General features: G+C 65.5%; 16 protein-coding genes and 1 tRNA gene. 4 read left to right on the plus strand and 13 right to left on the minus strand.

What is annotated here, in order from left to right; genetic code table 11:
• The first annotated feature begins 344 nt into the window (after positions 1-344).
• A complete protein-coding gene (locus BX604_RS21560; protein ID WP_098552565.1) occupies positions 345-2120 on the plus strand; it encodes a DUF3300 domain-containing protein in 1776 nt (591 codons plus the stop codon).
• A 149-nt stretch (positions 2121-2269) separates the two neighbouring features.
• Here BX604_RS21560 and BX604_RS21565 read toward each other — a convergent pair whose 3' ends face one another.
• The 7 genes from BX604_RS21565 to BX604_RS21600 form a co-directional block, all read right to left on the minus strand.
• Positions 2270-3820 carry a phospholipase D family protein gene (locus tag BX604_RS21565; RefSeq protein ID WP_098552566.1) on the minus strand — a complete coding sequence of 517 codons (1551 nt, stop codon included), beginning with the start codon at positions 3818-3820 and terminating at the stop codon, positions 2270-2272.
• A 309-nt stretch (positions 3821-4129) separates the two neighbouring features.
• A tRNA-Ile gene (locus BX604_RS21575) sits at positions 4130-4208 on the minus strand.
• 138 nt (positions 4209-4346) lie between these two features.
• Positions 4347-6764: an RNA polymerase sigma factor RpoD gene (gene rpoD / locus BX604_RS21580; protein WP_098552567.1), complete on the minus strand. Its 2418-nt coding sequence runs from the start codon at positions 6762-6764 to the stop codon at positions 4347-4349.
• Positions 6765-6852: 88 nt separating this feature from the next.
• Entirely contained in the window at positions 6853-8721 is a 1869-nt protein-coding gene (gene dnaG / locus BX604_RS21585; protein ID WP_098552568.1) for a DNA primase, read from the minus strand.
• Positions 8722-8793: 72 nt separating this feature from the next.
• Positions 8794-9240, minus strand: a complete 447-nt coding sequence (locus BX604_RS21590) for a GatB/YqeY domain-containing protein (RefSeq protein ID WP_098552569.1) — start codon at positions 9238-9240, stop codon at positions 8794-8796.
• A gap of 182 nt (positions 9241-9422) precedes the next feature.
• On the minus strand, positions 9423-9635 hold the full coding sequence (gene rpsU / locus BX604_RS21595; RefSeq protein ID WP_006479415.1) for a 30S ribosomal protein S21: 213 nt from the start codon (positions 9633-9635) through the stop codon (positions 9423-9425).
• 106 nt (positions 9636-9741) lie between these two features.
• Positions 9742-10971 (minus strand): NAD(P)/FAD-dependent oxidoreductase, encoded by a 1230-nt coding sequence (locus BX604_RS21600; RefSeq protein WP_373562428.1) that lies wholly within the window; start codon positions 10969-10971, stop codon positions 9742-9744.
• Between the two features lie 121 nt (positions 10972-11092).
• Between BX604_RS21600 and tsaD the strand changes: the two genes are divergently transcribed.
• A complete protein-coding gene (tsaD, locus tag BX604_RS21605) occupies positions 11093-12133 on the plus strand; it encodes a tRNA (adenosine(37)-N6)-threonylcarbamoyltransferase complex transferase subunit TsaD (RefSeq protein ID WP_098552571.1) in 1041 nt (346 codons plus the stop codon).
• A gap of 104 nt (positions 12134-12237) precedes the next feature.
• Here the strand turns inward: tsaD and folE2 are convergent, their stop codons facing one another.
• The 4 genes from folE2 to BX604_RS21625 all read right to left on the minus strand — a co-directional run bounded on the left by folE2 (position 12238) and on the right by BX604_RS21625 (position 16362).
• Complete coding sequence (gene folE2 / locus BX604_RS21610) at positions 12238-13047, minus strand: GTP cyclohydrolase FolE2 (RefSeq protein WP_096504073.1); 810 nt, start codon at positions 13045-13047, stop codon at positions 12238-12240.
• A 154-nt stretch (positions 13048-13201) separates the two neighbouring features.
• Positions 13202-15106, minus strand: a complete 1905-nt coding sequence (gene dxs, locus BX604_RS21615; protein WP_098552572.1) for a 1-deoxy-D-xylulose-5-phosphate synthase — start codon at positions 15104-15106, stop codon at positions 13202-13204.
• A gap of 81 nt (positions 15107-15187) precedes the next feature.
• Entirely contained in the window at positions 15188-16072 is an 885-nt protein-coding gene (locus BX604_RS21620; RefSeq protein WP_098552573.1) for a polyprenyl synthetase family protein, read from the minus strand.
• Positions 16069-16362 carry an exodeoxyribonuclease VII small subunit gene (locus BX604_RS21625; RefSeq protein WP_098552574.1) on the minus strand — a complete coding sequence of 98 codons (294 nt, stop codon included), beginning with the start codon at positions 16360-16362 and terminating at the stop codon, positions 16069-16071. The genes BX604_RS21620 and BX604_RS21625 overlap by 4 nt, the downstream gene beginning before the upstream one ends.
• A 271-nt stretch (positions 16363-16633) precedes the next feature.
• Between BX604_RS21625 and BX604_RS21630 the strand changes: the two genes are divergently transcribed.
• Together BX604_RS21630 and BX604_RS21635 are read left to right on the plus strand one after the other, a co-directional pair.
• Positions 16634-17740 carry an aromatic ring-hydroxylating oxygenase subunit alpha gene (locus BX604_RS21630; protein ID WP_098552575.1) on the plus strand — a complete coding sequence of 369 codons (1107 nt, stop codon included), beginning with the start codon at positions 16634-16636 and terminating at the stop codon, positions 17738-17740.
• A gap of 117 nt (positions 17741-17857) precedes the next feature.
• Positions 17858-18727, plus strand: a complete 870-nt coding sequence (locus BX604_RS21635) for a sulfurtransferase (protein WP_098552576.1) — start codon at positions 17858-17860, stop codon at positions 18725-18727.
• A 51-nt stretch (positions 18728-18778) separates the two neighbouring features.
• Here the strand turns inward: BX604_RS21635 and BX604_RS21640 are convergent, their stop codons facing one another.
• Both BX604_RS21640 and BX604_RS21645 read right to left on the minus strand, forming a co-directional pair.
• Complete coding sequence (locus BX604_RS21640) at positions 18779-19654, minus strand: dienelactone hydrolase family protein (RefSeq protein WP_098552577.1); 876 nt, start codon at positions 19652-19654, stop codon at positions 18779-18781.
• A 419-nt stretch (positions 19655-20073) separates the two neighbouring features.
• Positions 20074-21408 carry an NAD(P)/FAD-dependent oxidoreductase gene (locus BX604_RS21645; protein ID WP_098552578.1) on the minus strand — a complete coding sequence of 445 codons (1335 nt, stop codon included), beginning with the start codon at positions 21406-21408 and terminating at the stop codon, positions 20074-20076.
• Positions 21409-21454 lie beyond the last annotated feature (46 nt).

Raw genomic sequence — 21454 nt, forward strand, 5'->3', positions numbered from 1 at the left:
GCCCACGGCCGGAACCGTCCCGCCCGCAACGAAAAACCCGCGACGGCCTCACGGCCTCGCGGGTTTTTCGCATGTCAGGTTTGTTCATTGCTTCCCGATGCTTTCAAATCGCAAGGCACTCACATACTGTTACACAACATGGCGACACCTTCCGCACCCGTCGCGCGTTTATCTGAATATCAAACGATCGAGGAACAACAACCATGCAGACCCGATCTTCCCGTCCGTCTCCTTCTCCGGCCGATGCCCCCGGAACAGGCACGAAGGACGATGCCGGCACCGTGCTCGAGCCGGTCGCGTGACCCGTATACCCGCTTACGCCTCCCCTACATCGAACGAACGCCATGAACGCTACCTCCGCACCCCGTCATCCCGTCAGGACGCTGATTGCGTCATCCCTCATCGTGTCGCTGCTCGGGCTGTCGGCCTGTAACAAGAACGACAGCGCGTCCACGCCGTCCGCGCCGGCGAGCGATACCGGCGCCGCGTCCGCGCCGCAGCCCGCGTCGACGCCAGTTGCATATACGCCGCCGAGCGCCGACCAGCTCTACCAGATGGTCGCGCCGATCGCGCTCTTTCCGGACAAGCTCGTCGCGCTCGTGCTCGCGGGCGCCACGTACCCGGACCAGATCGCCGCCGCCAACACCTGGGTCGGGCAGAATCCGTCGCTGAAGGGGCAGGCACTCGCTACCGCCGCCGATACGCAGCCGTGGGATCCGTCCGTCAAGGCGCTGACCGCCTTCCCCGCGGTGCTCGCGCAAATGGCGTCGAACCCGGCGTGGACGACCGCGCTCGGCCAGGCGTACTACAACGATCCGACCGACGTGATGAATGCGATCCAGGTGATGCGCCAGCGGGCGCAGGCATCGGGCCATCTGCGCTCGGGCAGCCAGTTGCACGTCACGCAGGTCGCACCGGCCGCACCGGCCAACTATGCGCCGTCCGCCGACGCACCGGTGGTCTACAGCGGCCCGGCCATCATCCCGCCGCCGGAGCAGGCCATCGAGATCGAGCCCGCGCAGCCGGACGTCGTCTACGTGCCGTCGTACAACCCGACCGTCGTCTATGGCGAACCGGTGTCGTCCTATCCCGGCTACGTGTACCAGCCGCCCGCCTACACCACCGGCGAAGCCGTGGCGGCCGGCGTGGTCACGTTCGGTATCGGCATTGCGGTGGGCGCCGCGATCTTCGGGCACCACGACTGGGGCTGGCACGCGTGGGGCATGAACTGGGGCGCGCCGCATCAGGGCGGCCCGGACCGGCACGATGGCTGGCAGCGTCCGGCCGTGGTGTACAACCACACCACGTACGTGACGAAGTCGACCACCGTGGTCAACAACGTCACCAACATCCGCAACACGCGCATCACGAACAACTACGGCGGCAACGTCACCAACAACAATACGTTCGAGCGCAACGGCATGCGGCCAGGCTCGGAGCCGCCGCGCGAGCAGGCGATGCGGCCGTCTCCCGGCGCCGCGCCGATGACGATGCCGCACTTCGGCGCGAACGACACACGCCCCGGTGCGCGACCGGCGCCGAACGCGTTCGAGCAGAACCGCGAGAACGCGCCGCATGCCGATGCATCGGGTCGGCAGGCACCCGGCGGCCAGATGCATGCGCAACAGGCGATGCAGCAGGAACGGGAGCAGGCGCAGCAGCGCAACGAAGCGCAGCAACAGCAACAACGCAACGCGATGCAGCAGCAACGCGAGGAGATGCAGCAACACAACGAAGCTCAGCAGCAACAGCAACGCGAGCAAATGCAGCAGCACAACGCGGCTCAACAGCAGCAACAACGCGCGGAGATGCAGCAGCACAACGAGGCTCAACAACAGCAACAGCGCGCGGAGATGCAGCAGCGCAACGAGGCTCAACAACAGCAACAACGCGCAGAGATGCAGCAGCGCAACGAGGCTCAGCAGCAACAGCAACAACGGGCCGAGATGCAGCAACGCAACGAGGCGCAGCAGCAACAGCAGCGCAGGGAGATGCAGCCGCATGCCCAGCCGCAACCGCAGGAACACGCAGCACCGCAGCCACGACAACCCGAGCCTGCGCAGCATCACTCCGAGCAACCGCAGCAACAGCACGACCCGCATGAACACCGTCCCGAGTGAACGGTAGCGGCCGCTACATGCGCGCGTGCAGTGTCGTCAGCGCATGTGGCGACGTCCGCACATCAAGCACGAGACCGGCTCGTTCGGTAGCGCCCGACCGCGGGCATCCGGCAACGAAAGCACGCATCGCCGGATGCCCGCGTCATCGCTCATAGCTGCGACTCGATCGGGAACAAGCCGAGAAACCACACTTCCATCCGCCGCGCCGCGGACACTTCCGGCTCGTGATCGAGCTCGGTCACCTTCCCGTCCGCGTCGGTCTGCATCCACTTGAGCTGCCCCTTCCCCGCCGGGTCCGTCCTCAATTCGACGCGCCACGCGATGCGATCGAGCCGCGGCTCCAGGTCGGTCGCGACTTCGGACGCGATCGCCGGACTCTCGCAATACACGCCGATCTCGGTGTTGAGGTTCAGCGAACGCGGATCGAGATTCATCGACCCGATGAAGATGCTCTGGCGGTCGAACACATACGTCTTCGCATGCAACGACGCGCGCGACGAACCGATGATGACCTGCTTCGAGATACTCTTGTCGCCGGACGGCCGGCGCTCGTAAAGCCGCACGCCGGCTTCCACCAGATCGCGCCGATAGCGCCGGTAGCCGGCATGCACGGCCGCGACGTCGGTCGACGCGAGCGAGTTCGTCAGGATCGTCACACGCACGCCGCGCGCAGTGAGCGCATGCAGCCGTTCGACCATGTCCTTGCCCGGCACGAAATACGGCGACACGATCAGCAACTCGTGCTCGGGCCGCAACGCCAGCGCGCGCAGCTGCGGCATCAGGTGCCCTTCGCTGTCCTTCGGCGCCCGCGCGATCTTCGCGGGATCGTCGTACAGCAGCGTTGCATGCCCCCATGAGAGCTCCGTGCCCTCGCCATGCACGATCTGGTCGAGCCGGTGCCGCGCCTCGAGCACGTACGGATTGTCTTCCATCGCCCGCAGGTAATCGCGCAATCGTTCGCGTTCCTGATCGAGTCCGCCCGGTGGCGCGTCATGCCCGACCAGCGCGTTGACCGGATACGCATACGGCGAATTCCAGAACGCATCGAATTCGTTCGAGATGTCGTTCACGACCGGGCCGTGCACGACGACGTCGAGATCGCCGAACTCCAGCATCGACGATGCGCCGAAATACTCGTCGCCGATATTGCGGCCGCCGATGATCGCCGCCTGGTTGTCCGCGATCATCGCCTTGTTGTGCATGCGCCGATTGACGCGCGCGAATTCGAACACCGTGCCGACCTTCTTGAAGTGGCGTGTCGCAACCGGATTGAAGAGCCGAATCTCGATGTTCGGATGCGAACTGATCTCGAGCAGCTTGCGGTCGTCCGCGTTGGTCCCGAGATCGTCGAGCAGCACGCGCACGCGTACGCCACGATCGGCCGCGCGCATGATCGCGTCCGCAAGTTCATGCCCGGTCAGATCGTCGTGCCAGATGTAGTACTGGAGGTCGAGCGAGCGGTCCGCACGATCGGCGAGCAGCACGCGCGCATCGAGCGCATCGACCGGGTCGCGCAGCAGATGAAACGCGTCCTGCCCCGGATGAGCGGCCGCCTGCTGACGAAAGGCCACGCCGAGGCGCGTGTTGTCGGTATCGGTGAAGGCATGGGTCGGCACGCGGTCGGCCTGCGGCGGCAGGCTCGCGCACGCGGCAAGCACCAGCAACGACAGAATCGCACCCCACGAACGCAGCATGATCATGTTGGCCGCCCCCCACTGTCGGGCGAAGTCGGATTGTGTTTGTTCTGGCTGCCGGACGGAGCGCGGCGCGGGCCCACGGTGCGCGCGCGACGGATCAGCGTGCGGCCGGATCGCGCTACAGCATACTTCGATTGATCTCGAGGCGGCATGCTTTCAGTGTTTCCCCGGTGGCGAAGATGCGACATGCGGCGCCGGCGCGAACGCGTTCAATACGTTCGACACATTCACGCGGCGCACTAAAGAAAAACCCGCGACGCCTTGCGGCATCGCGGGTTTCGCGGCTTCCCCGGACAGCCGTGGAAGCGAATCTGGTGGGCCCCCCGGGAGTCGAACCCGGCACCAACGAATTATGAGTTCGCTGCTCTAACCAAGCATGAGCTAGGGGCCCAGACGAGAAGCAAAGCGTGCTACACGCTGCCCCGGCAACGAGGCCGGGCCGGCATTGTAACAACAAAGACGACAAAGGGGAGAAACGCCGCCGGTATCACGTGGATACCGGCGGCGTTCGCGACTGAGACGCTGGAAATCAGTTCCCTTCGAGGAACGACTTCAGCTTGTCGGAACGGCTCGGGTGACGCAGCTTGCGCAGCGCCTTCGCCTCGATCTGACGGATCCGCTCGCGGGTGACGTCGAACTGCTTGCCGACTTCCTCGAGCGTGTGATCGGTGCTCATCTCGATGCCGAAGCGCATCCGCAGCACCTTCGCCTCGCGCGGCGTCAGCGAATCGAGCACGTCCTTCACGACGTCGCGCATGCTGGCATGCAGCGCGGCATCCGCCGGCGCGACCGTGTTGTTGTCCTCGATGAAGTCGCCGAGATGGGAATCGTCGTCGTCACCGATCGGCGTTTCCATCGAGATCGGCTCCTTCGCGATCTTCATGATCTTGCGGATCTTGTCTTCCGGCATTTCCATCTTCTCGGCGAGCGTTGCCGGATCCGGTTCGAGACCGGTTTCCTGCAGGATCTGCCGCGAGATGCGGTTCATCTTGTTGATCGTTTCGATCATGTGAACCGGAATACGGATCGTACGCGCCTGGTCCGCGATCGAGCGCGTGATGGCCTGACGGATCCACCACGTCGCATAGGTCGAGAACTTGTAGCCGCGACGGTATTCGAACTTGTCCACCGCCTTCATCAGGCCGATGTTGCCTTCCTGGATCAGGTCGAGGAACTGCAGGCCGCGGTTCGTGTACTTCTTCGCGATCGAGATCACGAGACGCAGGTTCGCCTCGGTCATTTCGCGCTTCGCCTGACGCGCCTTCAGTTCGCCGGCCGCCATCTGGCGGTTGGTTTCCTTCAGATCCTTCAGCGGCAGCACGACGCGCGCCTGCAGGTCGAGCAGACGCTGCTGCTGTTCGCGGATCGCCGGAACGTTACGCGACAGCACCGCGCTGTACGAATGACCTTCGGCCATGACCTTCTCGGACCAGTCGAGATCCGTCTCGCTGCCGGGGAAGCGCGCGATGAATTCCGAACGCGGCATGCCGCACTTGTCGACGACGATGTGCAGGATCTGACGCTCGACCTGACGCACTTCGTCCACTTGCGCACGCAGCGTGTCGCACAGACGCTCGACGGTACGCGCGGTGAAGCGGATCGTCATCAGTTCGGTCTGGATCGTTTCCTGCGCCTTCAGGTAGGCCTTCGACTTGTAGCCTTCCTTCTCGAACGCGCGGCGCATCTTGTCGAACCACTCGCTGATCTGCGAGAACTTGTCGAGCGATGCACGCTTGAGGGCTTCGAGTTGAGCGGCGTTGGCCGATGCCTGCGCGGCACCGTCGTCCTCCTCTTCTTCCTCTTCTTCCTCTTCCTCTTCGGCTTCCTCGTCCTCGTTCTCGATCGCTTCCGCTTCCTTCGCGGAGAAACCGTCCGTATCGGCGGATTCCGAAGCATTCGGATCGAGCAGGCCGTCGACGAGCTCGTCGACGCGGATCTCTTCGTTCGCGACGCGCTCCGCCATCGCGAGGATGTCGGCGATCGTCGTCGGGCACGCGGAGATGGCCATCACCATGTGGCGCAGGCCGTCCTCGATCCGCTTCGCGATCTCGATTTCGCCTTCGCGCGTGAGCAGCTCGACCGTGCCCATTTCACGCATGTACATCCGGACCGGATCGGTCGTGCGACCGAATTCCGAATCGACGGTGGACAGCGCGACTTCCGCCTCCTCTTCGACTTCATCGTCCGACGACGCGGCCGGCGCGTTGTCGTTCAGGAGCAGCGTTTCCGCGTCCGGCGCCTGCTCGTAAACCGCCACGCCCATGTCGTTGAACGTGCCGATGATGCCTTCGAGGGCTTCGGTCTCGGTGAAGTTGTCCGGCAGGTGGTCGTTGATTTCGGCATACGTGAGGAAGCCGCGCTCCTTGCCGAGCTTGATCAGCGCGCGCAATTTCACGCGGCGCTCTTCGAGCTCCTCGGCCGTGCCGGGCGTGCTCGTCGCGAACGCTTCCTTCAGCAGCGCCTTTTCCTTGGCGCGACGATCGCGCACCTTGGATTTGCCCGGAGCAGCCACGGCTGCGGGCTGCTCGTCGCTCTGATTTGCGTCGTCATCGACGGATACTTCGTTCAGCTTTTTGGTCATGGAGTTCGCCGTACCGGCTATATCGACTCGCGGCTGCTGGACGACAGCCGGTTGAACCGTTGGTGCATGAGTAGTACGTACTGCCGTTTCGTCCGCGGCGGCAGTCGTGTCCCTTGCGCTTTTCGCACTTGCCCGCTTCGCCGCCGGCTGGGCCGGCCCGGAGTCGGGTCTGGCGGCAGCCCGTGTTCTGGCTGCCGGCGCCGGCGCAGCCTGAGCAGTGCCGGCCGCGGTTTTTTTTCCTGCAGGGGCTGACGTGGCTGAAGACGTTGTCCTGGTGGAAGAAGCAGACTTGGCCGCTGTGACCTTCGTGGTCGGCTCCGTCGAGCCCTTGCCTGTTGCTTTCTTTCCGCCTGTCGTCTTTGCCATCGCGAATTTCGCCTCTGCTTAGAAAACAAACCGCTGGAAACCTTATATTATAGCACGCTGGGGAGCCCTCTCCTGGCGCCCCGGCCGCCTACAGCCCGAGCCGACGCTTCATGTCGGTTCGCTGCTGGTTCAATTCCGTCAATTCGGCCAGTTCCTCGGGTGTGAAAGTGGATTGCCGCGCCAGCCTGTCGAGCCGGTCGCAGCAAGCGTCATAGCGCATCTTGAGCACCGCTGCCTGCAGCTCCTCTCCCGCGATCCGTTCCTGTTCACGCTGCCGCTCGGGCACCGTCTCGTCTTCCGGATTCTGTAACAGCAAGTCGCGGACGTTTTCATCATAGTCCAGAATTTCGCGGAAGATTTCCTCGTAAGTCGCCCCATTCGAGGACGTCCGCAAGACATCCGACAGCAGCCGGAACTCGGCGCCGTCGCCCAGCGCGCGCGCATGATCGACGACCTCCGCGAACAACTCGCCGATGCGCGGCAGCGCGCGCAGGGTCGCAATCTGATCGTCGTCGAGTTGCGACGCGATCCGCGGATGCATGACGAGCGTGCGCAATGCCCGCTTTTCGCTGTCGGTCACGCGTCGCCGTTCGCTGCGCGCGGGCGCCTGGCGCGGCGGCGCAGCGATCCGCGCATCGACGTCGGACAGCCCGGCCACTTCCTCGAACGGGATATCGAGCCGGTCGGCGAACATGTGCATGATCTGCGCACGCAACGCGTTCGCCGGCAGCGCCTGGAGCAGCGGCTTCGCATCGAACAGCGCCTTCGCGCGGCCTTCCGGCTGATCGAGCGCCTTGCCGGCAATTGCTTCGTTCAACAGAAATTGTGACAACGGCATTGCGCGCTCGACCTGCTCGGAGAACGCATCCGCACCGAATTCACGTACGTAGCTGTCCGGATCATGCTCGGACGGCAGGAAAAGGAATCGGATCGTCCGGTTGTCCGCCGCATGCGGCAGACACGCCTCGAGTGCGCGGCGTGCCGCACGCCGGCCGGCCGAGTCGCCGTCGAAGCTGAAGATGACCGTGTCGGTCTGTCGAAGCAGCTTCTGCACGTGAATCGGCGTGCATGCCGTGCCGAGCGTCGCGACCGCATTCGGGAAACCGAGCTGCGCGAGCGCGACGACGTCCATGTAGCCTTCGACGACCAGCACGTACTTGCGCTCGCGAATCGCGAGACGCGCCTCGAACAGCCCGTACAGTTCGCTGCCCTTGTTGAACAGCGGCGTTTCGGGCGAGTTCAGGTACTTCGGCTCGCCGCTGCCGAGCACGCGGCCGCCGAACCCGATCACCTGCCCCTTCACGTTGCGGATCGGGAACATGATTCGCTCGCGGAACCGGTCATAGCGTCGCGCGACACCTTGCCCGTCGGTCTTCTCGCTGACGATCACGAGCCCCGATTCGACGAGCGAATCGTCACGGTAGTCCGGGAACGCGGTTTCGAGGTTCTGCCAGCCGTCCGGCGCATAGCCGAGCCCGAAGCGCGCGGCGATCTCGCCGGTCAGGCCCCGGTTCTTCAGATACTGGATCGCGACGGTCGCGCCGCGCAATTGCTTGCGGTAGTAGTCGCACGCGGCCGACATCACGTCGGACAGCGCAGTCGCGACCGACTTCGACACGGGCGCCGGATAATCGCCACCGCCTCCGCCCCCACCGCGCATCGACGGCTCGTGCGGCACGGTCAACCCGACCGATTGTGCAAGCTCCTGGACCGCTTCCGGGAACGTGAGGCCGGCATGCTCCATCAGGAAGCCGATCGCCGTGCCGTGCGCGCCGCAGCCGAAGCAGTGATAGAACTGCTTGGTCGGGCTGACGGTAAACGACGGGCTCTTCTCGTTGTGGAACGGGCACAGCCCCATGAAGTTCGCGCCGCCCTTCTTGAGCTGCACGTACCGGCCCACCACGTCGACGATATCGACGCGGTTCAGCAAATCCTGCAGGAACGAATGCGGAATCACCGTGGGATCGAGCGAAAAAAAGACAATACGACACCCCGGCGCACGCGCATGCGACGCGCCGGGAAGCGGGAGTTACTTCGAAAGCGCGGCCTTGACCTGCGCGGAAACGGCCGTCATGTCGGCGCGGCCGGCGAGCTTGCCCTTCAGCACGCCCATCACCTTGCCCATATCCTGCGGGCCTGCTGCGCCCGTTGCCGCGACCGCGGCCTGGACTTCGGCGGCCACTTCGGCGTCCGACAGCTGCGCGGGCATGTACGCGCCCAGCACGGTCAGTTCGGCCTGTTCCTTCGCGACGAGATCGTCGCGGCCCGCGGCCTCGAACTGGCTGATCGAATCCTTGCGCTGCTTGATCATCTTGTCGATCACGGCCGTGATACCCGCGTCGTCGAGGGTCACGCGATCGTCGACTTCGCGTTGCTTGATCGCGGCCATCAGCAGGCGAATCGTCGCCAGACGCTCGCTATCCTTCGCGCGCATCGCGGTCTTCATGTCTTCGCTGATCTGCTCTTTCAAACTCATCTTGCACCCGGGATGGAAATGTGGCCTCGACGCCCGCAAAAAGGCGTCAACACAAAAACCCGCTTGGGACGATGTCTCAAGCGGGTTGCTCGAATCCGGCATCGGCGACTCGCCCCGCGATCGTGACCGATCGTGCGGATTCGCCGGTGCGCCGCTTGGTGACTCGTGCGGCGCTCAATCGTTCAGTACAGCTTCTTCGGCAACGTCTGGCTGCGGATCCGCTTGTAATGACGCTTCACTGCAGCAGCCTTCTTGCGCTTGCGCTCGGCGGTCGGCTTCTCGTAGAACTCGCGCGCACGAAGCTCGGTCAGCAGACCGTTCTTCTCGATCGTGCGCTTGAAGCGGCGCATCGCGACTTCGAACGGCTCGTTCTCTTTAACGCGAATGATCGTCATGATCCGACACGAATAAAGGATTGCAGGGAAGATTTACGAGTATAGCAGAGCACCGCACAAAGACATAAGGGCCGGGTCCCGTCACCCACGGGCCGGCTGCGGGCCGTCAGACGCCGCGCGCGAACTCCGCCGCCGCCTGCCCGGCTGCCGTGCCGGACGCCCATGCCCACTGGAAGTTGTAGCCGCCGAGCCAGCCCGTCACGTCCACGGCTTCGCCGATGAAGAACAGTCCCGGCACCCGCGCGCTCATCATCGTCGCCGACGACAGTTCGCGCGTGTCGACGCCGCCCTTCGTCACCTCGGCCTTCTTGTAGCCCTCGGTGCCGTTCGGCGTCAGCGTCCAGCCGGACAGCGCGTCGCCGATCTGGCGCAGCGTCTTGTCGGGCAGATCCGCGAGCCGCGCATCGGCCGCGACGCGGTGCGTGTCGAGCCACACGTGCGCGAGACGCGACGGCACCCAGTCCGCGAGCAGCGAGCCGATCTGGCGCTTCGACGTGCGCTTCGCGTCGAGCAGTTCGTCCACCGCGTCGCGCTGCGGCAGCAGGTCGATGCGGATCGGATCGCCGGACTGCCAGTAGCTGGAGATCTGCAGAATGCCCGGCCCCGACAGGCCGCGATGGGTCAGCAGCAGATCCTCGACGAATTCGCCGCCGCGCTTCTTGTCGCCGGTCGACACGCGCACTTCGAGCGACACGCCGGACAGCGCCGCGAACGGCTCCCAGTCCTGCTGCGCGAACGTGAGCGGCACGAGCGCGGGCCGCGTATCGACGAGCTTGTGGCCGAACTGCTTCGCGAGCCGGTAACCGAAGTCCGTCGCGCCGATCTTCGGGATCGACAGGCCGCCCGTCGCAACGACCAGCGCGCGGGCGCGGATCGGCCCCGCCTGCTGCGTGTCGAGCGTAAAGCCGTGCTCCGGCGCGTGGCGCACCGCGTCCACGACCACGGGCCGGCGCCACGCGATGCCGCCCGCGTCGCACTCGTGCTTCAGTACGTCGATGATCGCGTCGCTGCCGTGGTCGCAAAAGAGCTGGCCCTTGTGCTTTTCGTGCCAGGTGACGTGATGGCGCTTGAGCAGCCCGAGAAAATCGCGCGGCGTATAGCGCGCGAGCGCCGAGCGCGCGAAATGCGGATTCGACGACAGGTAGTTGTCAGGGCCGGCGTACAGATTCGTGAAGTTGCAGCGGCCGCCGCCCGAGATGCGGATTTTCTCGGCGAGCCGCGGCGCGTGGTCGATCAGCACCACGCGGCGGCCGAGTTGCCCGGCGACCGCGGCGCTCATCATCCCGGCGGCGCCCGCGCCGATCACGGCGATATCATAAGTTTCCATGGCGCGGATTGTACCTGCCCGGCCTCGGGCCCGGGCCGCCCGCGGCGGCGACCGGCCCTCGCCTGCTATAATTTCAGGTTACGTTGACCTTCCTGCGGCGCGCCCGATACGGCGCGCCCTGCCCGCACCCATGCTCGTTCTCGGCATCGAAAGCTCCTGCGACGAAACCGGCCTCGCGCTCTACGACACGCAGCGCGGCCTGCTCGCGCACGCGCTCCATTCGCAGATCGCGATGCATCGCGAATACGGCGGCGTCGTGCCCGAGCTCGCATCGCGCGACCACATCCGCCGCGCGCTGCCGCTGCTCGAGGAAGTGATGGCGCAAAGCGGCACGCACCGCGACGACATCGACGCGATCGCCTTCACGCAGGGCCCCGGCCTCGCCGGCGCACTGCTGGTCGGCGCGAGCATCGCGAATGCGCTCGCGCTCGCGTGGAACAAGCCGACCGTCGGCATCCATCACCTCGAAGGCCACCTGCTGTCGCCGCTGCTTGTCGATGAGCCGCCGCCGTTCCCGTTCATCGCGCTGCTCGTGTCGGGCGGCCATACGCAACTGATGCGCGTGACCGACGTCGGCGTGTACGAGACGCTCGGCGAGACGCTCGACGACGCGGCCGGCGAAGCGTTCGACAAGACCGCGAAGCTGATCGGCCTCGGCTACCCGGGCGGCCCGGAAGTATCGAAGCTCGCGGAAACGGGTACGCCGGGCGCCGTCGTGCTGCCGCGTCCGATGCTGCATTCCGGCGATCTCGACTTCAGCTTCAGCGGCCTGAAGACGGCCGTGCTCACGCAGATGAAGAAGTTCGAGGCGGCGAAGCTGGAAGGCGAAGCGCTCGAACGCGCGAAGGCCGACCTCGCGCGCGGCTTCGTCGACGCGGCCGTCGACGTGCTCGTCGCGAAGTCGCTCGCCGCGCTCAAGCAGACCAGGCTCAAGCGGCTCGTGGTCGCCGGCGGCGTCGGCGCGAACCGCCAGCTGCGCGCCGCGCTGTCGGCCGCCGCGACCAAGCGCGGCTTCGCCGTGCACTATCCCGACCTCGCGCTCTGCACCGACAACGGCGCGATGATCGCGCTCGCCGGTGCACTGCGGCTCGGCCGCTGGCCCGAGCAGGCGAGTGCCGACTACGCGTTCACGGTGAAACCGCGCTGGGATCTCGCATCGCTCGCACGCTGAGCGGCACAACGCGCGCCCCACGCCGGCACACCGGCACACGCAGACAAGCAAAAGGCCGCTCGTTCGAGCGGCCTTTTTCATTGCAGCGGCATATCGACGCAGCGTTACGCCGCGTGGCGCTTGTCGCGCTCGATCAGCGCATACGCGCTGTGATTGTGGATCGACTCGAAGTTCTCGGCTTCGAGCACGTACGCGATCACGCGCGCGTCCGCATCGAGACGCTGCGCAACGTCGCGCACCAGATCCTCGACGAACTTCGGGTTTTCGTACGCACGCTCCGTGACGAACTTCTCGTCCGGACGCTTCAGCAGGCCCCACAGCTCGCACGACGCCTCTTCTTCCGCGATGCGGATCAGCGCCTCGACCGGCAGGTCGGCCGCGAGCTCGGCGTCGATCGTCACGTGCGAGCGCTGGTTGTGCGCGCCGTACTGCGAGATCTTCTTCGAGCACGGGCACAGGCTCGTCACCGGCACGAGCACCTTCAGGAACAGGCGCGTCTCGCCGTTGCGGCTTTCGCCCGCGAGCGTCACCTCATAGTCGAGCAGGCTCTGCACGCCCGACACCGGCGCCGTCTTGTTCACGAAATACGGGAACGTGACTTCGATGCGGCCGGCCTCGGCCTCGAGCTTCTCGAGCATCGATGCGAGCATCGCGCGGAAACGTTCGACCGTCAGCGGCGCGCGGTTGTCTTCGAGCAGCGCGACGAAGCGCGACATGTGCGTGCCCTTCTGATCGGCAGGCAGGCGCACGTCGAGGTTCCAGACGCCGACGGTCGGCTGCACGTCGCCACTCTCGGTGCACACCGTCAACGGATGCCGGACCGCCTTCACGCCCACGCGCTGAATCGGAATCTGGCGGGTATCCACCGTGCTCTGCACGTCGGGCATCACGAAGGCGGGATTCATCTGGTTCATCTTGTTCAATCCTTGTAAGCCGCGCGTTCGACGACGCGCACGCCGCGTCATGCGGCAGCCGGAAAAGCAACATGGGCCCGCAGGCCCATGTTTTCCGAATCAATGAAGACCGGTTGCACCAGTCGCACCGACGCCGCCCGCGGGCGGCGCCAGCTTACGCGACGCGCTTCGCCTGACCGGCGACATCGGCCGCCGGGCTCAGGAAGCGTTCGCGAATCGATTTCGCGATGCCCGCGCCGTCGAGGCCGCATTGCGACAACAGCTTCGCGGGGTCGCCGTGATCGATGAACTGGTCAGGGAGGCCCAATTGTATTACGGGTCGGATAACCCCACTCTCCATCAGGGCTTCGACGCAGGCCGAGCCCGCACCGCCCATCACGCAGCCTTCCTCGACCGTGACGAGGTAGTCGTGCGTCTCGGCGAGTTCACGCACGAGCGCCGCATCGACCGGCTTCACGAAACGCATGTTCGCGACCGTTGCGTCGAGCTCTTCGCCCGCCACGAGCGACGGCGCGACCATCGTGCCGAACGCGAGGATCGCGACGCGCTTGCCTTCCGGCTGCGACGTGCGGCGACGCACTTCGCCCTTGCCGAGCGGGATCCCGGTGAGTTCCTTTACCGTCGCCACGCCCGTGCCCGCGCCGCGCGGATAACGCACCGCGGTCGGGTTCGGCTGCTGCAGCGCCGTGTGCAGCATCTGACGGCATTCGTTCTCGTCGGAAGCAGCCATGATCGTCATGTTCGGGATGCAGCGCATGAACGCGAGATCGTATGCACCCGCGTGCGTCGCGCCGTCGGCGCCGACGAGGCCCGCGCGGTCGATCGCGAACACGACCGGCAGGTTCTGCAGCGCGACGTCGTGGATCAGCTGGTCATACCCACGCTGCAGGAACGTCGAGTAGATCGCGACGACAGGCTTCAGTCCTTCGGTCGCGAGGCCGCCCGCGAACGTCACCGCGTGCTGCTCGGCGATGCCGACGTCGTAGTAGCGATCCTTGAAGCGCTTCTCGAATTCGACCATGCCCGAGCCTTCGCGCATCGCGGGCGTGATGCCGACGACGCGCGAATCGCGCTCGGCTTCGTCGCACAGCCATTCGCCGAACACCTGCGTGTACGTCTTCTTCGCGGGCGTGGTCGACGGCTTGATGCCTTCTGCCGGGTTGAACTTGCCGGGGCCGTGATAGAGCACGGGATCGGCTTCGGCGAGCTTGTAGCCCTGGCCTTTCTTCGTGACCACGTGCAGGAACTGCGGACCGCGCAGTTCGCGGATGTTCTGCAGCGTCGGGATCAGCGAATCGAGATCGTGACCGTCGATCGGGCCGATGTAGTTGAAGCCGAACTCTTCGAACAACGTAGCCGGCACGACCATGCCCTTCGCATGCTCCTCGAGCTTGCGCGCGAGTTCGAGCACCGGGGGCGCGACGCTCAGCACGCGCTCGACGCCTGCACGCGCGGCCGCATAGAAGCGGCCCGACATCAGGCGTGCGAGATGGCGATTCAGCGCGCCGACCGGCGGCGAAATCGACATGTCGTTGTCGTTGAGGATCACGAGCAGCTTCGCATCTTCCGACACGCCCGCGTTGTTCATCGCCTCGAACGCCATGCCGGCCGTCATCGCACCGTCGCCGATCACCGCGATCGAGAAGCGGTCGTCGCCGTTCAGCTGGCTGCCGATCGCCATGCCGAGCGCCGCCGAAATCGACGTGCTCGAGTGTGCGGTGCCGAACGTGTCGTATTCGGATTCGCTGCGACGCGGGAAACCCGAGATGCCGTCGTACTGGCGCAGCGAATGCATCTGGTCGCGGCGACCCGTCAGGATCTTGTGCGGGTAGGTCTGGTGACCCACGTCCCAGACGATCCGGTCGTTCGGCGTGTTGAACACGTAGTGCAACGCGATCGTCAGCTCGACCGTCCCGAGGTTGGACGACAGATGGCCGCCCGTCTTCGACACGCTGTCGAGCACGAACGCACGCAGTTCATCCGCGAGCGGTTGGAGTTGGCGACGATCGAGGCGGCGCAAATCCGCCGGGTCGTCGATGGTTTTCAGCAAGTCGTACATCGTCGTTCCATTGTAGGAAATCAAACGCGCCCGCATTCTATTGCATGCACTGTAGCGTGTGCGCAGCGGCGGGCTTTCGCGTCAGCTGACCCGGTTCACCACCAGGTCGGCAAGTTCGGCGAGACGCTGTGCGCGTGCGCCGAACGGTTTCAGCGCGTCATGCGCTTCGGCGCGCAGCTGGGCTGCGAGCTCGCGCGACGCGTCGAGGCCGAGGATCGATACGTAGGTCGGCTTGTCGTTCGCCGCATCCTTGCCCGCCGTCTTGCCGAGCGTCGCCGAATCGGTCGTGACGTCGAGAATATCGTCGACGACCTGGAAGGCCAGACCCACGGCGCCCGCGTAGACATCGAGCGCGGCCATCGCTTCCGCCGACGGCGCCTCGCCAGCCAGCGCGCCCATTCGCACGCCCGCACGCAACAGCGCGCCCGTCTTCATCCGGTGCATCGTCTCGAGCTGTTCGCGCGTCAGCTTGAGGCCGACGCTCGCCAGGTCGATCGCCTGACCGCCGGCCATGCCGATCGAGCCGCTCGCGAGCGCAAGCTCGCGCACGAGCGCGGCCTGCTGCACCGGCGACAGCGCATCGGCATCGGTCAGCGCGACGAACGCCTGCGACTGCAGTGCATCGCCGACCAGCAGCGCCGTCGGCTCGTCGTACTGCACGTGCACGGTCGGCTTGCCGCGTCGCAGCGCGTCGTCGTCCATGCACGGCATGTCGTCGTGCACGAGCGAGTAGACGTGGATCATCTCCAGCGCCGCTGCCGCCGCGTTGCGCGCCGCCTCCGTCGCGCCGGTCAGTTCGCCTGCTGCATGGCACAGCAGCGGGCGAACGCGCTTGCCGCCGCCGAGGACCGCATAGCGCATCGCTGCGTGGAGTTGCGTGGGCACCACGTTTTCAGCCGGCAAATAGTGGCCGAGTGCGTCCTCGACGCGGTCCAGCACGGACCGCATCCATTGTTCGAATGTCATAGATCGTCGTCTTCGCCGTCCGTGGCGGCCGTTCCGGACGAAAGCGGCTTCAGCGTCGCGCCGTCGAGCACGCGGACCTGCTGCTCCACCTTCTCGAGTTGCTGTTGGCAAAATGCAACGAGGGTCGCACCGCGGCGATATGCCGTCAGCGAATCCTCGAGGCTCAGTGCGCCGCCTTCCATCCGGGCAACCAGCGTCTCGAGTTCCGCGAGCGCCGCTTCGTAATTGTCCGGCAACGGTTCGGTGCCATTACCGGGCGGGGTAGCGCCTTGGGATGCGGTTTTCGCCATGGACGAGGGTGTCAAATTTCAAAACAAGTCGGACATTCTACGGCAAAAGAGAATTTTCCGACCTGCCGACGTGGACACCCCGGCCCGGCTTCGGGCCCCTTCTGTCGCACACATTGTGCACCCGACATTCGTCACCCGACAAAAAATTGACACAAATCAGGCACTTAATCCTAGCCTTGCGAGGCGAACCGGGTATAATTCCGCGTTTCCCTAAATCGATTTTTCGATGGTTGGGTTGTTCACTGCTTTCACGCTAACACCGGGAGTGGGAATGTCCAATCTGAGCGATGCGCTTCAGTTGAAGTCGGCTCACAGCCAGCTTCCAGTCACTGCATATTTCGATGAGGCGCTACTCGAGCGCGAGATCGAAACCCTCTTCAAGAAAGGACCTCGTTACGTCGGGCACGAGTTGATGGTGCCCGAGGCGGGGGATTATTTTGCGCTGCCGTCCGAGAAGGAAGGCCGCGTGCTGGTTCGCAACCCGGTGAACCAGATCGAACTGCTGTCGAACGTCTGCCGTCACCGGCAGGCGATCATGCTCAACGGGCGCGGACACACGCAGAACATCGTGTGCCCGCTGCACCGCTGGACGTACGATCTGGAAGGCCAGCTGCTCGGCGCGCCGCACTTCCCCGACAAGCCGTGCCTGAACCTCGGCAAGAGCCCGCTGCAGAACTGGCAGGGGCTGCTGTTCGAGGCCGAAGGCCGCAACGTCGCGCGCGATCTGGCGAACCTCGGCACGAAGCATCACTTCGACTTCTCGGAGTACCTGTTCGATCACGTCGAAGTGCACGAGTGCGATTACAACTGGAAGACGTTCATCGAGGTCTACCTCGAGGATTACCACGTCGTTCCGTTCCACCCGGGCCTCGGCAGCTTCGTGTCGTGCGACGATCTCAACTGGGAGTTCGGCGACTGGTACAGCGTGCAGACGGTCGGCGTGCACAACGCGCTCGCCAAGCCGGGCAGCGCGACCTACCAGAAGTGGCACGAGCAGGTGCTCAAGTTCCGCAACGGCGTGCCGCCGGAGTTCGGCGCGATCTGGATGGTCTATTACCCGGGCCTGATGATCGAGTGGTATCCGCACGTGCTCGTCGTGTCGTGGCTGATCCCGCGCGGCCCGCAGAAGACGACCAACATCGTCGAGTTCTACTATCCCGAGGAAATCGCGCTGTTCGAGCGCGAGTTCGTCGAGGCCGAGCGCGCCGCCTATATGGAGACGGCCGTCGAGGACGACGAAATCGCGATGCGGATGGACGCAGGCCGCCGGGCGCTGATGGCGCGCGGCGAGTCGCAGGTGGGCCCGTACCAGAGCCCGATGGAAGACGGCATGCAGCACTTCCACGAGTTCCTGCGCCGCCATCTCGGCGATATCTGACAGCCCGCTCGACGCTGCGGCGCCGCACGGCATTCGGCATATGAAAAGACGGGTTTCGGCCCGTCTTTTTTTGTTTAGACTTGGAGTATCAGGCCGTTTGCACTCCAGGGAGCCGTCATGCCACACACCCACTACACCACGCTCATCTCCGCAGCCAACCTCGCCGAGCGCCTGGCCGCCGCGCCCGGCAGCGTCGCCGTGTTCGACTGCCGCTTCGATCTCGTCGACCCGAACGCCGGTGAAGCCGCCTATGCGGCCGGCCATATCGCGGACGCCCAGTACCTGCATCTCGATCGCGACCTGTCCGGACGCAAGACGGGCACCAACGGCCGTCATCCGCTGCCAAGCCGGGACGCGCTCGCCACCCTGCTCGCGAACCGCGGCGTCAAACAGGGCCAGCAGGTCGTGGCCTATGACGCGCACGGCGGTGCCTATGCGGCGCGTCTGTGGTGGCTGCTGCGCTGGCTCGGACACGATTCGGTCGCCGTGCTCGACGGCGGCCTGCAGGCGTGGGAAACGGCCGGCGAGCCGCTGACGACCGACGTGCCGCACCCCGCCGCCGGCGATTTCCGCACGGGCGCGCCGCTCGAATCGACGGTCGATGCGGCAGCCGTGCTCGCGAACGTGACCTCGCCCACGCGCGTCGTGATCGATGCACGCGCACCGGATCGCTATCGCGGCGAAAACGAAACGATCGATCGTGTGGGCGGCCACATTCCGGGCGCACGCAACCGGTTCTTCAAGGACAACCTGAACGCCGACGGCCGCTTCAAGACCGGCCACGAGTTGCGCGAGACGTTCACGACACTGCTGGCCGGCACCGAACCGAATCGCGTGATCCTGCAGTGCGGCTCGGGTGTCACCGCATGCCACAACGCGCTCGCGCTGGAGATCGCGGGGCTGCACGGCGCATCGCTGTATCCGGGCTCGTGGAGCGAATGGAGCGCCGATCCGTCGCGACCGGTCGCAACCGGCCCGACGCCGTAAGCACCGGCACGGCGCGATGACGAAGCGGCGGCCTCGGCCGCCGCTTGCCGTTTACATCACGCCATACTTGTGGAACCACCCGATCGCGCGCTTCCAGCCGTCCTCGGCATCATCCTTCACGTAGCTCGGCCGATAGTCGGCAAAAAACGCGTGGCCGGCATCCGGATAGACGACGATCTCCGATTCGCGGGCGAGCTTCGAATCGCTCGTCTGGATCGCCTTGCGCATGTCCGCGAGCGATGCCTGCGTGATGTTCTGATCCTTCTCGCCGTACAGCCCGAGCACCGGCACCTTCAGCGACGACGCACGATCGACCGGATTGAACGGCGTCATCTCGTCGGTCTTGCCCTCGACGAACCCGTACCACGCCACTGCTGCGCGCACATGCGGATTGTGCTCCGCGTACAGCCACGCCTGACGACCGCCCCAGCAGAACCCGGTCACGCCGAGACGCGACAGGTCGCCGCCGTTCTTGCCGGCCCATGCGACAGTCGCATCGAGATCCTCGGTGACCTGCCGGTCCGGGACCTTGCTGATGATGTGGTCGTACAGCTCCTTCATCGTCGGATACTTCGCCGCGTTGCCCTGCCGTGCGAACAGGTCCGGCGCGATCGCGAGATAGCCGAGCTTCGCGAAGCGGCGACAGACGTCGGCAATATGCGCATGCACGCCGAAGATCTCGTGGATCACGATGATGACCGGCAGGTTCGTCTTGTCGACCGGTTGCGCGCGATACGCGGGGATGCTCGCATCGCCCGAGCGGATCTCGATGGTGTCGACGTCCAGCCCGGCGCTGTCGGTCGTGACCGTCTGCGCCGACACGGGCAGCACGGCCGCCGCGAAGGTGCCGCCCAGCGCGGCCTGCATGAACTTGCGGCGCGAGAACGGAACGTGGGGAACCAGGCTGTCGACTTCGGGTTTCAACATGAATGCACTCCTCGATAGGGCGCCGCCATCACGGTCACGGATTCGACCTGACGGGGCATCGCGCCGGCGGACGGCGCGGATGTTGCGGCGGTTGGCACCCCGCCACAAACGGAAACCCGGACAAGATGCCCAATAATCCGTTGTCGCGTCAACTGTCAGATGTGTAAGACTCGATTACGACAGCTCGATCGAACAGCGTCGGCGGCGATGTCGATGCGCGTAGACAGGGCCGAAAATTCACATGCAGCCGGTATGCGCAACACGCCGTTGCACGATCGAATGCTTGCAGATTGAAACGAAAAAAGACGTTGCCGCCAGCGGTACACGGCAAGCGCAGCGTACGGTGACGCTTCCCGCAGCCGAAGCAACGACGGGCAGGGAACCCGTTCCCTGCCCGCTCCATGCACGGACCCGTGTGCTCAGTGCAGCTTGACGCGCGGCAACGTCGTGCGCCGCAGCCAGTGCGCGAACGTGTCGAGCATCATGCGCGGATAGCCGTGCAGCGCCGCGATATGCAGCCGGTACAGCGACATGTACATGAATCGCGCGAACAGACCTTCGATCAGCATATTGCCGCCGATCAGCCCGCCCATCAGGTTGCCGACCGCGCTGAAGTGACCGAGCGACACGAGCGAACCGAAATCGCGATACGTGAACTCGGGCAGCGGACGCCCGTCGAGCCGGCAGCCGATCGCCTTCAGCAGGAAGCTCGCCTGCTGGTGCGCGGCCTGCGCGCGCGGCGGCACGTTGCGCTCGTTACCGGGCCACACGCATGCGGCACAGTCGCCGAGCGCGAACACGTTGTCGTCGGTGAAGGTTTGAAGCGTGCGACGCACGTCGAGCTGGCCAAGCTTGTTGACCTGCAGGCCGTCGAGATGCGACAGCACCGACGGCGCCTTGATGCCGGCCGCCCAGACCGTGAGGTCCGCGCGCACCGCCTTGCCGCTCGCGGTATGCACGACGCCCGGCGCAACCTCGGTCACGCGCTCGGCGAGCATCAGCCGCACGCCGAGCTTCTCGAGCAGTTCGGCCGTCGCCGTCGACACGCGTTCCTGCAGTGCCGGGAGAATCCGCGGCCCCGATTCGATCAGCACGATGCCGACGTCGTGCCGCGGATCGAGCTTGTGCAGCCCGTACACGGACAGCACCTGCGCGGTGTTGCGCAACTCCGCGGACAACTCGACGCCCGTCGCACCGCCGCCGACGATCACGACCTGGATGCGCGGCTCGGATGCCGCACCCGGCACGGGCTCGGCAGGCGCCTGATGCTCGGCGCGCATGCACGCAGCGATCAGCCGCTTGCGGAAGCGCTCGGCCTCGCCGACGGTATCCAGTGCGATCGTGTTTTCCGCCGCGCCCTGCACGCCGAAGAAGTGCGTCGTGCTGCCGATCGCGATCACGAGCGTGTCGTATTCGATGTCGCGCGCCGGCAGCAGCTCCTCGCCGTCGCTGTCGTTGACGGGCGACAGCGTGATGCGCTTCGCGGCGCGGTCGAGCGCGCTCAGTTCGCCCTGCTGGAACTCGAACCCGTGCCAGCGCGCCTGCGCCGCGTATTCGAGCTCCTGCGTGAACGGGTCCATGCTGCCGGCCGCGACTTCGTGCAGCAATGGTTTCCAGATGTGGGTCGGATTGCGGTCGACGAGCGTGACGAGCGCACGCGCGGGACGATTGCCGCGCGCGCCGTAACGGTCGCCGAGCCGCGTCGCCAGTTCCAGGCCGCCCGCGCCTCCGCCTACGATGATGATCCGATGCATCTGATTCCCCCTTTGCGATTCGAAACTGCTGCCGCCGGACGATACA

Source organism: Burkholderia sp. JKS000303, from assembly GCF_002563755.1.
GTDB classification, from domain to species: domain Bacteria; phylum Pseudomonadota; class Gammaproteobacteria; order Burkholderiales; family Burkholderiaceae; genus Burkholderia; species Burkholderia anthina_B.

Coding starts and splice junctions, on each gene's coding strand:
- folE2 (WP_096504073.1), bottom strand. CDS start 13,047: ATGAACCAGATGAATCCCGCCTTCGTGATGCCCGACGTGCAGAGCACG.
- BX604_RS21630 (WP_098552575.1), top strand. CDS start 16,634: ATGTCCAATCTGAGCGATGCGCTTCAGTTGAAGTCGGCTCACAGCCAG.
- BX604_RS21590 (WP_098552569.1), bottom strand. CDS start 9,240: ATGAGTTTGAAAGAGCAGATCAGCGAAGACATGAAGACCGCGATGCGC.
- BX604_RS21635 (WP_098552576.1), top strand. CDS start 17,858: ATGCCACACACCCACTACACCACGCTCATCTCCGCAGCCAACCTCGCC.
- BX604_RS21645 (WP_098552578.1), bottom strand. CDS start 21,408: ATGCATCGGATCATCATCGTAGGCGGAGGCGCGGGCGGCCTGGAACTG.
- BX604_RS21620 (WP_098552573.1), bottom strand. CDS start 16,072: ATGACATTCGAACAATGGATGCGGTCCGTGCTGGACCGCGTCGAGGAC.
- BX604_RS21560 (WP_098552565.1), top strand. CDS start 345: ATGAACGCTACCTCCGCACCCCGTCATCCCGTCAGGACGCTGATTGCG.
- BX604_RS21565 (WP_098552566.1), bottom strand. CDS start 3,820: ATGATCATGCTGCGTTCGTGGGGTGCGATTCTGTCGTTGCTGGTGCTT.
- rpoD (WP_098552567.1), bottom strand. CDS start 6,764: ATGGCAAAGACGACAGGCGGAAAGAAAGCAACAGGCAAGGGCTCGACG.
- BX604_RS21640 (WP_098552577.1), bottom strand. CDS start 19,654: ATGTTGAAACCCGAAGTCGACAGCCTGGTTCCCCACGTTCCGTTCTCG.
- dxs (WP_098552572.1), bottom strand. CDS start 15,106: ATGTACGACTTGCTGAAAACCATCGACGACCCGGCGGATTTGCGCCGC.
- rpsU (WP_006479415.1), bottom strand. CDS start 9,635: ATGACGATCATTCGCGTTAAAGAGAACGAGCCGTTCGAAGTCGCGATG.
- tsaD (WP_098552571.1), top strand. CDS start 11,093: ATGCTCGTTCTCGGCATCGAAAGCTCCTGCGACGAAACCGGCCTCGCG.
- BX604_RS21625 (WP_098552574.1), bottom strand. CDS start 16,362: ATGGCGAAAACCGCATCCCAAGGCGCTACCCCGCCCGGTAATGGCACC.